General features: G+C 71.1%; 5 protein-coding genes. All 5 read right to left on the reverse strand.

The genetic code is table 11. The features are described 5' to 3' along the window. Positions 1-48: 48 nt before the first annotated feature. From ACZ6JY_RS08545 to ACZ6JY_RS08565, 5 genes are read right to left on the reverse strand one after another with little or no spacing between them, the layout of a single operon-like run. Positions 49-990: a TauD/TfdA family dioxygenase gene (locus tag ACZ6JY_RS08545; protein WP_469193588.1), complete on the reverse strand. Its 942-nt coding sequence runs from the start codon at positions 988-990 to the stop codon at positions 49-51. 53 nt (positions 991-1,043) lie between these two features. After that, positions 1,044-2,078 carry a serine hydrolase domain-containing protein gene (locus ACZ6JY_RS08550; protein WP_469193590.1) on the reverse strand — a complete coding sequence of 345 codons (1,035 nt, stop codon included), beginning with the start codon at positions 2,076-2,078 and terminating at the stop codon, positions 1,044-1,046. After that, a complete protein-coding gene (locus tag ACZ6JY_RS08555; RefSeq protein ID WP_469193592.1) occupies positions 2,075-12,880 on the reverse strand; it encodes an amino acid adenylation domain-containing protein in 10,806 nt (3,601 codons plus the stop codon). The genes ACZ6JY_RS08550 and ACZ6JY_RS08555 overlap by 4 nt, the downstream gene beginning before the upstream one ends. A 2-nt stretch (positions 12,881-12,882) precedes the next feature. After that, positions 12,883-14,193, reverse strand: a complete 1,311-nt coding sequence (locus ACZ6JY_RS08560) for an MFS transporter (RefSeq protein ID WP_469193594.1) — start codon at positions 14,191-14,193, stop codon at positions 12,883-12,885. Next, a complete protein-coding gene (locus tag ACZ6JY_RS08565; protein WP_469193596.1) occupies positions 14,190-15,146 on the reverse strand; it encodes an ornithine carbamoyltransferase in 957 nt (318 codons plus the stop codon). The genes ACZ6JY_RS08560 and ACZ6JY_RS08565 overlap by 4 nt, the downstream gene beginning before the upstream one ends. Positions 15,147-15,149: the final 3 nt, after the last annotated feature.

The following is a 15,149-nucleotide window of genomic DNA, read 5'->3' on the forward strand; positions in this document are numbered from 1 at the left end:
CCGAGCGGTGTGAAAGGACAGAACGTGAAGCGGCGGTCGGGCGGCTGCTCAGTCGGACATGGCGACGAGCACGCGGCGGGGCCCTTCGAAGGGGCGGCGGCCGTGCCCCACGAGAACGTTGTCGATGAGCAGGAGGTCGCCGACCCGCCAGTCGACGTCCACGGCGGACGCCAGGCCGCGCTCCTGGATCTGTGCGATGTACTCGGCGGGAATGGGAGTGCCGTCTGCGAAGGTGACCGACTGCGGCATCTCCTCCTCGGGCATGATCTGGGCGAGGGCGGCCGCGGTCTGGTCGCCCAGGCCCGAGGCGTGCCACTGGTCGGCTTGGTTGAACCAGACCTCGGCCCCGGAGACCGGATGGCGTGTGGTGGAATTCCGGATCTGGCTCACCCGGAGACCGCCGTCGGGGCGCCACTCCCACTCGGACTGCCCCTTGTCCAGGAAGCGCTCGACCTCGTCACGGTCCTCCGTCTCGAAGGTCTGCTGCCAGCTCCGTCCGAGTCCCATGCCGCCGTGCAGGTTCTGCGTGTAGCGCACACCTCCCGCGAAGGCCTCGCGGACCTCCGGGTCGAGTGCGGCGAGCCAGCGGACGCCGTCGACCACAGGCGTCGCGCCGCCGCTCAGCGGTGCCCTCTCGCAGTAGAAGAGCAGCCGGGCCGGCCACTGATGGGCGTACGACATCTCATTGTGCATGGAGATGGTGTACTGAGGCGGGTACTCCGTCGACGTGTAGACGTTCTGGCCGACCTTGGTACGCGGCGAGTTGCCGTGCACATAGGCGAGCCGGTGCGGCACCAGCACGTCCATGACCGCTTCGAGCTCGGACGTCTCGACCCCGAACCCGCGGAACGTGAGGGCCTTCCGCTCGACCAGAGCCGCGTCGAGCCGCTCCTTGTCCTGGAGGTATGCCACGAGTCCACCGGCATCGGCCGTGGCGCCGGTCTCTTCCGGAGTGACCTCGAACGGTGCCCACATCGGGTTGTCGTGCACCCTGTTGCTCCTTTCGTCGTCCGCATCCAATCTCCGGCGCGGACCTATATTTCTTAGCTAATGGGGCTACTCGAGGTACCGCAGAAGGCGGAGTGCAGCAGGCGGGCGACGATCGGCGGCGCCCGCAACTCGCCCCGGCGTGTAGGGCAGATGAGGTAGACGAGCCGGCGTTCGGGGGTCGCGCCGGTCACGATGCCGGCGAGATAGCCGTGCACGATGCCGACCATCCCCCACACGGTCACGTCTCCGGGCAGCGTCACGCTGTCGAGACCCGCTCCGCAGAACGCGCGACCGCCCTTCGCGTACGGCACGTCGGGTACGCGGTACATCTCCCGCGCGATGTCGGGGGGCAGCAGGTCACCCGCGGTGAGGGCGTCCAGGAAGCGGTCGAGGTCGGCCACCGTGGACACCATCTCGCCGGCCGCGCCGTGCAGCGAGGGGCTGTGCCGGGTCACGTCCACGCCCTCGTCGTATCCGCGGACGAAAGGTACGGGCAGGTCGGGGTCGTCGCCGGGGAGGTGCGTGTGGTCGAGGCCCAGTGGGCGAAGCACCCGGTCCCGGGTCACCTCGGCGTAGGGGCGCCCGGTGACCTGTTCGACGAGCATGCCGAGCGCGACGTAGTTGGCCCGGGTGATCTGCTGCCGGGTGCCGGTCGGGAAGGCGAGCGGGCGGCTCCGGGCTCGGGCGATGAGCTGGTCCGGGGTGAAGGTGTCGAAGCGATGGCGCAGGAACCAGGCGGTGTCGTTGTAGCGGACGTCGCTCTCGTCCACGAGGCCGCTGGTGTGGTCCAGCAGGCTGCGTACGGTGACGGTCGCGGGCAGCAGGCCGGGCAGCCGGCGTTCCACCGGCTCGTCGAGCTCGATCCGCCCCTCGGCGACGAGGCTCAGCACGGCCACGGCGAGGAACGTCTTGGTGACCCCGCCGATGCGGAAGTGCTGGCCGGCGTGGAGCGGGGCGCCGGTGTCGAGGTCCGCGGCCCCCGAGCCGAAGGTGCTGGTGCCGTCGGGTCCGGTCAGCCTGACCAGGAAGGCGCTCGCCTCCGTGTCCGGGCGCCGCCCGATCACGTCGTGCACGGCATCATGCGTCATCTCGCGCCGCCGCTTCGGGCGCGACGGGGGCCTTCTACCGGTTCGTCCACGGCGTTCGCCCAGCCATCGCTGCCCCGGCCGGTGCCCAGACCGGCCTTCGGTGCTCTGATGTGGTCGGCCACGAAGGTCTGGATGTGCTTGCCGGACTCACCGTTCGTGAGAATCACGAGGCCGTCGCCGGTGCCGAGTTGGGTGAAGGTGCCGTTGCGGTAGCCGACCGTGCGGCCTCCGTGGCCGAATTCGTGGTCGCCGCCGGAGTCGTCGACCACGGAGCCGAGACCGTAGTAGCTGCCGGGGTGCCAGACCATCACCATCTGACGGGCCAGGGGGCGGGTCAGCAGCACGCCGTCGTCGTCGTTGTGGGCCCGGCGGATTTCGAGGGCCACCTTGGCGAGATCCCGGGCGCTGGCCCACAGGCCGCCTGCTGCCACTTCGTTGCGCACCCGCCAACGGCCCGCGATCGGGGCTCCGTTCGCGTCGTGGCCGATGGCCACCGGCACCGGCGACTTGTCCGGGTGGGCCTGGTCGAAGCTGCTGTCCGCCATCTTCAACGGATCCAGGACGAGGCGCTGCATCAGCGGGCCGAACCGTTCACCGGTGACGTCCTCGAGGAGCTGTTCGAGCACGGAGAAGTTGATGTTGGTCTTCTTGAACACCTGCCCCGCACGGTGTTCCGCGCGGACGGGCTCATTGGCCGCGGGCGGGGCTCCGCGCAGGACCTCGAGGATCGTCGGCATGGTGGCGCCGGGCAGATGGTTGGTGGGCGGCACGTGACTCAGACCGGCCTGGTGGCTGAGGAGCTCCCGCAGGGTGATGCCCGTGCTCCGCGGGACCTGCCAGGACGTCAGGTAGTGGTCGATGTCCTCGTCCAGGTTGAGGACCTTGTCGGCCACGAGCCGCAGGACGCCGAGCACGGTGACGTGCTTGCTGATCGAGGCGACCTGGAACGGCGTGCTCGCGGTGACGGGTGCGGGGCGGTCCGCCGCGGTGACGCCGTACCCCGCGAGGGTGGTCACCTCGCCGCCGCGCAGCAGGGCGAGGCCCACGCCCGGTACGGCGTGGCGGTCCATCGCGGCGAGTACGGCGTCCTCGGGGACCGAGGGCGCGGTGTCTGGGCGGGAGCGTCCCGTGGACGGGACGGGGGCCGTGTCGGTAGCGGGGGTGAGGTCGGAAACCATGGTCGTGTCTCGCCCTTCCACAAGGGAGTCGATCACTGCGGCCAGATCGCTGAGGACATCGTGTTCGTAGAGCATCCGAAGGGTCAGGGGCATGCCCTGCCGGTGGGCCGCGGCGATCACTCTGGTGATGCGCAGGGAGTCGCCGCCGTTCTCGAAGAACCGGTCGTGCGCGCCCACCCGTTCGAGGCGCAGCACCCTGGACCAGATGTCGGCGAGCGCCCGCTCGGTCGCTGTGCGGGGCTCGACGTGGTCTTTCCGCGGGCCGTTCGGCAGCGCGGGCAGGGCGCGATGGTCCGTTTTGCCCGACGCGGTGAGCGGTATGCGCTCGACGCCCACGAAGACCGCGGGCACCAGAGCCGCCGGCAGTGACTCGGTGAGGGCGCGGCGCAGAGCGGTGCCGTCCGGGGCGTCGGGTCCGGACGGCACGGTGTACGCGACCAGTCTCCGGTTGCCGTGTTCGTCGTCCCGCGGCACGACCGCGGCATCGGCGACGCCGGGCAGCGCACGCAGCGCGACGGCCACCTCGCCGGGTTCCACGCGGACGCCGTTGATCTTCACCTGGTCGTCGGCACGGCCGATGAACTCCACGGTGCCGTCGAACAGGACCCGGGCCAGGTCACCGGTGCGGTACAGGCGCGCACCGGGCGGCCCGAAGGGATCGGGCACAAACCGCTCGGCGGTGAGCTCAGGCCGGCCCAGATAACCGCGGGCCACACCGACACCACCCACACACAACTCGCCCACCACACCCACCGGCACCGAGCGCAGATTCCCGTCAAGCACCTGCGACGAGACACCGGGCAGCGGGCGCCCGATGGGTACCGGGCCCGTCTCCTGCCCGGGGTCGTAACGGTGCGCCGTGGCGTCGATGGTGCACTCGGTGGGGCCGTACGTGTTCCACAGGGCGAGCGGTCGTCCGCCCACGATGCGCCTGGCGAGGTCGGCGTCGAGCGGCTCTCCGGCGGAGAAGACGAGTCGCAGTGCCGTACCGTCCGCCCATCGCGGGGACTCCACGAGCGTCCGCAGCACGGTGGGGACCGCCTGGAGCACGGTCACCCGCTCGTCGGCCAGCGCGCGGTTCATCGTCCCGGGGTCGCGTTCGGCGCCGGGCGGGGCGAGGACCAGCGTTCCGCCGCTCACCAGGGGAGCGAAGATCTCCCACACGGCGGCGTCGAAGCTCGGTGCGGTCTTGTGCAGCGTACGGTCATCCGCGCGCAGGCCGATCGCTTCGACGGCCCACCGGACACGGTTGGCGAGGCCGCGGTGGGTGACCTGGACGCCCTTGGGCCGCCCCGTCGATCCCGAGGTGTACATCAGATAGGCGAGGTGCGCCCCGGAGTGCGCCGGTACGGGGTCCGGTTCCGTCGCCGGTGCCGTCGCGACCCGGGCCGCGTCCGCGCCGTCGAGCACGAGCACGCGACCGGTGAAGGCGGCGCCCGGGCTTCCTGCGAACGCGCCCGACGTCACGAGCACCGAGGCTCCCGAGTCGGCCATCGTGTGGCGCAGCCGTGCCGGAGGACCGTCGGGGTCGACGGGGACGTAGGCGCCACCGGCTTTCCAGACGGCCCACAGCGCCACCACCAGGTCCACCCCACGCTCCAGGCACACCCCCACCAGCGTCTCTACGCCGACTCCCGCGCCCCGCAGCACATGCGCGAGGCGGTTCACCCGCTCCACCACCTCCCCGTACGACAACTCCACACCACCGGCCGACACGGCCACCGCCCCCGGCGTCAGCCGCACCCGCTCGGCAAGCAACTCCGGCACCAGCACCTCGGGCCCACCCAACTCAGCGGCCCGCAGCCCCGCCAATACCTCCCGCTCCCCCGACGGCAGGAACACCTCCCCGGCATCCCCGTCACCGTCGGCCACCATCGCCTCAAGGACCGCACGGAACATCGCCGCCACCCGCGCCGCGTTCGCACGGCTCAGCACCCCGGTATGCGTGCTGAGCCCGATGTGGCCGGCCTGTGCGGTCACCGCCAGGTCGAACTCCGTCGCCCCGGCGGTGAGCGTGGGATTCACGTCGATCCGGCCGGTGTCGATACTGCTGAAGTCGAGGTAGTTGAAGGAGACGTCGACGAGCCGCCCTTCGCCGGCCATGCGCTGGATCTCCGGCATCGGGAAACGCCGGTGCGGCCACAGCTCCACCTCCCGGTCGAAGACCTGCCGCACCCACTCCCGCCACGTACCACCCGCACGGCCGGAGGCGAACGGGACCGTGTTGAGGTACATGCCGTAGACGCGGTCGGCGCCGAGCGCCTCAGGCCGGGCGTCACAGACGAGGCCGGTACAGAAGGTCTCCTCCTCGGTGAGCGAGCCGAGCACCTTCAGATGGGCCGCGAGCAGCACGCTCTTGAGCGAGACGCCCGACCGGCTCGCGAAGGCCCTCAGTCCGTCCGCGAGGTCGTCGACGGGGACGCGGAGCCGGACGCGTTCGCGGGCGGCTCCGGGAGTGCCCCAGTCCGCGGGCAGCGTGAACCGGCGATATCTCTCGATCACCCCGCTCCAGTAGGAGCGGTCGTCGGGCGAGGCGAGCGCCTCCAGTTCGCCTGCGATGAAGTCCGCGTAACGCACCGCCGCGGGCGGCGGGCTCGTGGGCGTCGTCCCGTTCCTGACCTCCTCGTAGCAGCCGAGGAGCTCCACCAGCAGGTTGTAGTGGCTCCATCCCTCGGAGATCGCGTGGCAGCGGACGACGGTCAGCCACCAGGCTCCGTCGCCCTCCTGGTGCGCGCACAGCCGCAGCAGAGGCGGTGATGCCAGGTCGAAGGGGCGGTCCCGCTCCTGGGCCTGGTATTCGTCGAGAGAGTTCTTGATCTGTTCGGCGGTCAGACCGCCCAGGTCCCGCAGGCGTACCGGGACTTCGGCGGCGGGATGCACCAGCTGCATCGGTACGGAGAAGGTGTGCAGGTCGAACGACGTGCGCAGGGCTTCGTGCCGTTCCACCACTGTCTGCGCCGCACGGCGCAACGCCTCCGGGGAGACGGAGTGTTCGTCACGTATCCGGAAGGAGGAGACGCTGTGGTACGGATGCAGGGAGTCGTCGGAGAGCATTTCCACGACCATGCCGATCTGCGTCTGGGCCATGGGGTACGCGTCGACGACGCCGTCCGGCACCAGCTCACGGTCCCGCGCGTCCACCAACGCGAACGGCGCCACCGACTCCTGCGACTCCGCCGCGGGCCGATCCACCAGCACCTCACACAGACCCGCCACCGTCCGCAGGCCGAACACATCCCGCACCGACACCGAAAGACCCGCGGCCCGCAACGCACCCACCAACGCCACCGCACGGATCGAATCCCCGCCCAGATCGAAGAACCCGTCGAAGACCCCGACCCGCTCCACACCCAGCACCTCCCCCCACACACCCGCCACCCGCTCCTCCAACCCCGAACGCGGCCCCACCTGGGCGGTGCTCAGGGATTCGCCGTCGGGAGCGGGCAGAGCGGCGCGGTCGAGCTTGCCGTTGGCGTTCAGCGGCAGCTCGTCCAGCGGCACGAAAGCCGCGGGCACGAGGTGGGAGGGCAAGGTCCGTTCGAGAGCGGCGCGCAGCTCCGCGCCGTCGGGGGTGGCGCCTTCGGCGGGCACCACGTAGGCGACGAGGGCGGGCCCGCGGCCCAGGGTGGAGACCACGACGCAGGCTTCCGCGACCCCTGGCAGCGTGACGAGGGCGGCCTCGGCCTCACCGGGCTCGACGCGGTGGCCGCGAATCTTCACCTGGTCGTCGGTGCGGCCGACGAACTCCACGGTGCCGTCGAACAGGACCCGGGCCAGGTCACCGGTGCGGTACAGGCGCGCACCGGGCGGCCCGAAGGGATCGGGGACAAACCGCTCGGCGGTGAGCTCAGGCCGGCCCAGATAACCGCGGGCCACACCGACACCACCCACACACAACTCGCCCACCACGCCCACCGGCACCGAGCGCAGGCCCTCATCGACCGTGTGCAGGGAGACACCCGGCAAGGGACGTCCGATCGGGACCCGGTCGGGGGCAGGCGAGATGTTCACCGGCATGACGGACGCACCCACGGTCGTCTCGGTCGGGCCGTACTCGTTGATCAGCCGCCCCGGGCCCAGCCACCCCAGCCAGCGATCGGCCGCGGATCCGGTCAGGGTCTCCCCCGCCGACAGCACGGTCTCGGCCAGCGCCCTCGCGCGCTTCCCGTCCAATCGGCTCGCCAGTACCTCCAAATGGCTGGGAGTCAGCTTCAGGAAGCTGAAGGGGCCGGCTGCGCACAAGTCGTCCGCCAGATCCGCGAGGTCACCGTCCTCGGGCCACATCCACAGACGCTGTCCGCTGACCAGCGTTGCCCAGAGGTTGGGTACGACGAGATCGAAGGCCACCGACGAGAACAGCGCGGATCCGCCCTCGCCGTGGGAGGTCAGGGTTTGCGCGGCCCAGCGCACATGGTGGGCGAGGCCGCGGTGGGTGACCTGGACGCCCTTGGGCCGCCCCGTCGATCCAGAGGTGTGGATCACGTAGGCCAACTGGTTCGGATCGAGCGGTGCGTCCAGCGGTTGCGGGTCGAACGGGACGCTGCCCACCATTTCCGAGGCACTCGTCCGTGCCGCCTCCACCTCGTCGACGCGGACGCAGGCCGCCGACCCCAGGGCCCCCTCCACGGCTGAGGCGACGGAGCCGCCGGTCAGCACGGTCCGGATGCCGGCTTCCCGCACCACCGAGCGCAGCCGGGGCAGGGGGAAGGCCGGGTCCATGGGCACGTAGGCGCCACCGGCTTTCCATACGGCCCACAGCGCCACCACCAGGTCCACCCCACGCTCCAGGCACACCCCCACCAGCGTCTCCGCGCCGACTCCCGCGCCCCGCAGCACCTGCGCGAGGCGGTTCGCCCGCTCCGCCACCTCCCCGTACGACAACTCCACACCACCGGCCGACACGGCCACCGCCCCCGGCGTCAGCCGCACCCGCTCGGCAAGCAACTCCGGCACCAGCACCTCGGGCCCACCCAACTCAGCGGCCCGCAGCCCCGCCAGTACCTCCCGCTCCCCCGACGGCAGGAACACCTCCCCGGCATCCCCGTCACCGTCGGCCACCATCGCCTCAAGGACCGCACGGAACATCGCCGCCACCCGCGCCGCGTTCGCACGGCTCAGTACTCCGGTGTGGCTCTTGAGGCTGATGCGTCGGGAGAGCGTGGTGACGGCGAGGTCGAACTCGGTCGTGCCGGGCGCCATGGCGGTGCCGAGATCGGCGACTCCGTCATCGAGGCGGTCGAAGTCCACGTGGTTGATCAGGACGTTGACGAGCCGCCCTCCGCCCGCCATGCGCTGGATCTCCGGCATCGGGAAACGCCGGTGCGGCCACAGCTCCATCTCCCGGTCGAAGACCTGCCGCACCCACTCCCGCCACGTACCACCCGCACGCTCGAAGGCGAACGGGACGGTATTGAGGTGCATGCCGTAGATGTGGTCGGCGCCGAGCGCTTCCGGTCGGGTGTGGACGACGACTCCCGCGCTGAACCGCCGCTGATCCGTGAGCGAACCGAGGACCTTGCCGTACGCGGCCACCAGCACGCTCTTCAGGGAGGCGTTCGCCGACGCGGCGAGGGCCCGCAGGCCGTCCTCCAGGTCGTCGAAGGGGACGGACTCCCAGTACGTCCGCACCGGCTCCCGGGGGTCCCCCCACTCGGCCGGGAGGCTGAACCTGGGGTGCGTCTCGACGGTCCTCGTCCAGTACGCGCGGTCCTCGGGCGAGGCGAGTGCCCGCAGTTCACCGGCGATCGAGTCGGCGTAGCGCACCGCGACGGGCGGCCTCGGTGCCACGGCCCGGCCGTCCCTGATCCGCAGGTAGCAGTCGATCAGTTCGCGCATCAGGGAGTGGTAGCTCCACCCCTCGACGATGGCGTGGAACTCCGTGATCGACAGCCACCATCCGTCGTCGCTCACATGGGCGGTCAGCCGCATCATGGGCGGCTCGGCCAGGTCGAAGAAGTGGGCCCGTTCCGTGTCGTGGAACGTGTCGAAGTCGGCGCGCAGCGCCGCCGCGTCCAGGCCCCGGCGGTCGCGCACCACCACGGGCACCGTCGCCGTCGGATGGACCAGCTGCATCGGTACGGAGAAGGTGTGCAGGTCGAAGGAGGTGCGCAGCACCTCGTGCCGGCCGACGACGACCTGCGCCGCCTCGCGCAGTGCCGACACGGAGAACTCCCGGTCGTCGCGCATCCGGGTCGTGGCGACGTTGTGGTAGTTGCTGAACCGGTCGCGGGTCAGCATGTCCACGACCATGCCGATCTGTGCCGACGCCATGGGGTACGCGTCGACGACGCCGTCCGGCACCAGCTCACGGTCCCGCGCGTCCACCAACGCGAACGGCGCCACCGACTCCTGCGACTCCGCCGCGGGCCGATCCGCCAGCACCTCGCACAGACCCGCCACCGTCCGCAGACCGAACACATCCCGCACCGACACCGAAAGACCCGCGGCCCGCAACGCACCCACCAACGCCACCGCACGGATCGAATCCCCGCCCAGATCGAAGAACCCGTCGAAGACCCCGACCCGCTCCACACCCAGCACCTCCCCCCACACACCCGCCACCCGCTCCTCCAACCCCGAACGCGGCCCCACGTACACGGCTTCCGGGAGGAGAGTGGAGCGGTCCGGCCGGGGCAGGCGGTCGCGGTCGAGCTTGCCGTTGGCGTTCAGCGGCAGCGCGTCCAGCGGCACGAAGGCCACGGGGACCATGTACGGAGGGAGCCGTGCCGCGCAGTGTGCGGCCAGCACCCCGGCCTTGACCGTGCTGTCGCCCTGGGGCACCACATAGCCGATCAGCCGGTGGTCGCCGGTGGCCGTGCCGTCGACGACCACGACTGCCTGGCCGACGGCCGGGTGCTCCCGCAGGACGGTCGCGATCTCGCCGGGTTCGACCCGGTAGCCGCGCACCTTGACCTGGTCGTCCGTCCGGCCGAGGAACTGGAGCCGCCCTTCGGGGCCCCGGCGGGCGAGGTCGCCGCTGCGGTACAGGCGGGCGCCGGGCGGCCCGAAGGGGTCGGGCACGAACCGCTCGGCGGTGAGCTCAGGCCGGCCCAGATAGCCGCGGGCCACACCGGGACCACCGACATGGATCTCGCCTCGCCCGCCGTCCGGCACGGGGCAACCGTGGTCGTCGAGCAGATGAACGGTGAGGTCGTCCAGCGGCAGCCCGACGGCATTGGCGGCGAGAGGGTCCAGGTCGTCGCGGGTGACCCGGTGGAAGGTGGTGTGCACGGTCGTCTCGGTGATCCCATACATGTTGACCAGGGCAGGACCGTCCAGGCCGAACCGGTCGGTCCAGGGCCGCAGACCGGAGATGTCGAGGCGTTCGCCCGCGAAGATCACCGTTCGCAGGGCGAGCCGGCCGAGCCGGGGTTCCTCCGCCTCGGCCGCGGCCACCAGGCCGCGGAACGCCGACGGGGTCTGGCTGAGCACGGTGACGCCTTCCCCGGCGAGCAGGTCGATGAGCTCCTGCGGCGTACTGCTGATCTCGTGCGGTACGACGACGAGCCGACCGCCGTGCAGGAGTGCGCCCCACATCTCGAAGACGGCGACGTCGAAGGCGTAGGAGTGGGTCATCGACCAGACGTCGCCCTCCCCGAAGGCGAGGTGCCGGCGTGCGTTGGTCAGCAGGCGGTGGACGTTGGTGTGGGTGAGGGCCACGCCCTTGGGGAGGCCGGTGGATCCAGAGGTGTAGATCGCGTAGACGAGGTTGTCGGGGACGCAGCCGGTCACGGGGGCGTCCGCCGGGGATGTGTGCACCGGATCCTGGTCGTCGTCGAGGACGACGGTCTCGGTGCCGGTGCCGTTCAGCAGGCCGGTGGTCGAGGACTGGGCGAGCACCACCGAGGCTCCGGCGTCCCGCAGCGCGAACCGCAGCCGCTCGCGCGGGTGCGAGGGATCGAGGGGCAAGTAGGCCGCGCCTGCCTTGAGCACACCGAGCAGGGCGGGTACGAGTTCGGCGCCCCGGGTGAGGCAGACGCCCACCAGGCTTTCGGGCCCGGCCCCCAGACCGCGCAGCCGATGCGCCACGCGGTTGGCGCGGGCGTCGAGCTCACCGTAGGTCAGGGAGGTGCCCGCGGCCACGACGGCGACGGCGTCAGGGGTGCGCCGCGCCTGCTCCTCGAAGAGGGAGTGCAGACAGCGGGGAGCCTCCTGGGCCTGCGGTCCGGGTGCGCGTGTGACGGCGCCTTCGTCGGACACGTCGAGGTGGGAGAGCGCAGTACCTGGCTCGTCGACCGCGTGCCGCAACAGCCGGTGGTACTGGCGCAGGAGCCGCTCCGCGGTGGTCCGGTCGAACAGCGCGGTGGCGTATTCGAGCCGGGAGGTCAGGGTGCCGTCCGGGCCCTCCTCGACCGTCAGGCCGAGATCGAAGCGGGCGCGAGGCGCGAACACGTTCAGCGCTTCGGTGTCGACGCCCGGGAACCCGTAGTCCTCTGTCGCCGTCTCGCGCATCATGAACATGCTCTGGAACAGGGGCGTACGGGACATGTCCCGCTCCGGTGCCAGCTCGCGCGCCAGCACGGGGAACGGCGCCTCCTGGTGATCGAAGGCGTCGAGCACGGTTTGCCGGGCCTGCCGCAGCAGCGTGCCGAAGGACGGGTTCCCCCGCCAACGGGCGCGCAGGACCAGGCTGTTGATGCCGTAGCCGATCAGATGCTGGACCTCGGGCCGGGTACGTCCTGACACGACGGTGCCCACGGCCAGGTCCGTGCTGCCGGTGTGGCGGGCGAGCAGCGTCTGGAAAGCGGTGAGCAGGACGACGAAAGGCGTGGTGTCGTACCGTCCTGCCAGCGCCCGCACCCGGTCGGTGAGTGCCGTCGGCAGTTCGGACCTGACCGCGTCGGCGGTGTGGTCACGGCGGGCGGGGCGCCGCCGGTCCGTGGGCAGGTCGAGGACGGGCAGGTCGGCGAGGTGCGCTCGCCAGTAGGCGAGATGGCGCTGCCCTGCTGGGCCGGAGATGTGCTGCTGCTCCCAGGCCGCGTAGTCCGCGTACTGGATCTCCAGGGGCGGGAGACCGGGCGAGGCGCCGGTCACCGCGGCCCGGTAGAGCGCCCCCATCTCTTGGGCGAACAGCCGGGTCGACCAGGCGTCGCAGACGATGTGGTGCGCCACCAGCACGAGCACATGGTCGTCGGGCGCGCAGTGGATCAGCCCGCCGCGCACCGGCCAGTCGTGTGCGAGGTCCAGCCGCGCCGACGACTGCTCGGTGAGGATCCGCAGGACCTCCGCCTCCCGGGCCTCGTCCCGCAGCGTCGACAGATCGATGCGGGGGAGGTCGCGCGGCCCGTCCGGGTGGATGGTCTGGACGGGTCCTTCGTCGCCCATGGCGTAACGGGTGCGCAGGATCTCGTGCCGATCGAGCACCTGCGTCCAGGCGTGCAGCAGCGCGTCGGCGTCGAGCGGCCCCGTGAACCGCAGCGCCATCGGCACGAGGTACTCGGGGCTTTCGGGGTCCAGCTGATTGAGGAACCACATCTGCTGCTGCCCCGAGGAGAGCGGCAGCGGGGCCGAGCGGTCCGCGTGCGGCAGGGCGGTCCGGCGGCCGTGTTTCCTGCCCGCCAGTCTGAGTCTGAGGTACTCGGCCCGGGCTTCGTCCTGCGAGGTGGTCATGTCCCGCTCACCCATCGTCATTCCTCTCTCGAAACCTCGCCCGTCCGCTGTGCGGGTGGTCCACCGCCCTGTCCCTTGGACAGCAAGGGGCTGTCACCGGCGCTTCGGACGGCCGGGCTGAGCACGGCCGAGACAGCGAGCAGGAACATCACCGCGGCGACGCCGGCGATCGTGTGGGTGGTACTGGCGATGCTCAGCAGCACTCCCCCGGCGATCGAGCCGATGGAATTGGACCCGGAGGACACCAGCATGGCGACGCTGGTGACCCGGCCCTGGAGGCCGTCGGGGGTCGTCTGCACCTGATAGACGCCGGCCGAGACGTTCATCGAGGCCCCGACGAAGCTGATGAGCGCCATCAGCCCGCCGATCGTGTACAGACCGCTGGTGAAGGCCAGGCACGAGGTGACGGCCGCCCACGCGGACAGCGCGCCCACCAGGATGGTCCGGGGCGGCAGATGCTTGAGGAGCCGGGAGGCGAACAGGGACCCCAGGACGCCCCCGACGCCCGACACCGCTCCGATCACCCCGATCGCGGTCGGTGAACCGCCGTTCTCCTTGACCACGAGGATGATGGCGAGGCCCGAGATCTGGAACAGCAGATTGCTTCCGGCGACCAGGAAGACGGCCGCGCGCAGGAAGCGCTGGCCGCGCAACCAGGTGATGCCTTCCAGGAGTTCGCCGCGCAGCTTTCTCGGCCCCTCGCGTCGCTCGGTCTGGAACTCCGCCTTGATGAACAGGAGGCCGATCAGGGACAGCACGTGGCCGACCGCCGTGCTCAGGAACGGGGTCCAGCGCGCGAACGTGAACAGGGAGCTGCCTGCGGGCTGCCCGATCAGCCCGGCGGCCTGCGCACGGGCCTCGTTCTGCGACAACGCCGCGGGCAGGTGCTGCGGATGGACCACGTTGCGTACGGCGGCCCGCTCCGCGAGCCGGTAGACGATCGCCGCGCTGCCCTCGACGAAGGCCACCGCCATGAGATGTCCCAGCCAGAGTTGGTGCGCGAGGAGCGACACCACGAGGCTGGCCATGGCCACGCACCCGACGATGTCGCATCCGATCATCACGCGGCGCCGGTCGTACCGGTCGACGAGCACCCCGGCCGGCAGCTGCACGAGCAGCATGGGCAGCAGGGAGGCAAAGCCGATCAGGCCCGCGGCCACTGTCGAGTCCAGATACCAGATCGCCAGCAAGGGGTAGGTGACGGTGCTCATCCGGTAGCCGAGCATGGACAGGCCGGCCCCGCTCCACAGCAGCAGGAAGTCCCGGTTGCGGCGCAGCGGGCCGCTGGGCGGAACCTGTTGCGCCGCGGTGTCGGAGGAGAGGGTCATTCAAGGGGCCCGGTATCGAGGCGGCCACCCTGTCGGCACCACTCCAGGACGGCCATGGCGCTGTGCATCTTGTTCTCCGCCTGGTCGAAGGCGATGCTGGCCGGGCCGTCGAGCACCTGTGCCGTGACCTCCTCGCCCCGGTGGGCGGGCAGGTCGTGCATGAAGACCGCGGACGGGCTGTGTTCCCACAGCGCCTGCGTCACCTGGAAGGGCGCGAAGATCCGCTGCCAGTCGTCGTCGGCCTTGCTGGTTCCCGTGGTGCGCCAGCGCGTGGTGTAGATGACGTCGTACGTGCCCAGGGGACCGTCCATGTCGTGCCGCTCGGTCAGGCCGGCGCCGCTGCGGGCGGCGTGGGCCTTGGCGGAGCGAAGGATGTCGTCGGTCAGGCCGTACCCCGGTGGGGTGCGCAGATCGAACTCGACCTCCGGGTAGCGGGACAGGGCCAGGGCGAGGGCGGCGGCCGTGTTGTTGCCCTCGCCGAGGTACAGGACCCGCAGGCCCTTGATCCGCCCGAAGTGCGCGTGCAGGGTGGTCAGATCGGTGAGCGCCTGCGTCGGGTGCTCCTCGGCACTCATCGCGTTGACCACGGACATCCGGTCCTGGGCGGCCCACGCCCGCAGCTCCGCCGACGGGCCGCCGGTCCTCGCCACCAGGACGTCGAGCATCCGTGAGAAGACGCGGCCCGTGTCCTCGCTGCTCTCGCCCGTGTTGGTCTGGAGATCGTCGGGGCCGTAGGTGATCAGCCTTCCGCCCAGACGCAGGGCGCCCGAGGAGAAGGCGGTACGGGTACGGGTGGAGGTCATGCGGAAGTAGATCCCGGCGACCTGGCGGTCCAGGGGCGACGGGTGTCCGGCCCGGCCGGTGCTGTACTCGACTCCGCGGCCGACGAGCGCCCGCAGTTCGTCGTCCGTCAGGTCGTCGATCGATATGAGACTGCGCACGGGGGTGTACATGGG

The sequence above is a fragment of the Streptomyces sp. NPDC046335 genome, assembly GCF_055587985.1.

Bases quoted from the DNA above. Each gene is read 5' to 3' on its own strand.
- ACZ6JY_RS08550 (WP_469193590.1), bottom strand. From the start codon at position 2,078: ATGACGCATGATGCCGTGCACGACGTGATCGGGCGGCGCCCGGACACG.
- ACZ6JY_RS08555 (WP_469193592.1), bottom strand. From the start codon at position 12,880: ATGGGTGAGCGGGACATGACCACCTCGCAGGACGAAGCCCGGGCCGAG.
- ACZ6JY_RS08560 (WP_469193594.1), bottom strand. From the start codon at position 14,193: ATGACCCTCTCCTCCGACACCGCGGCGCAACAGGTTCCGCCCAGCGGC.
- ACZ6JY_RS08565 (WP_469193596.1), bottom strand. From the start codon at position 15,146: ATGTACACCCCCGTGCGCAGTCTCATATCGATCGACGACCTGACGGAC.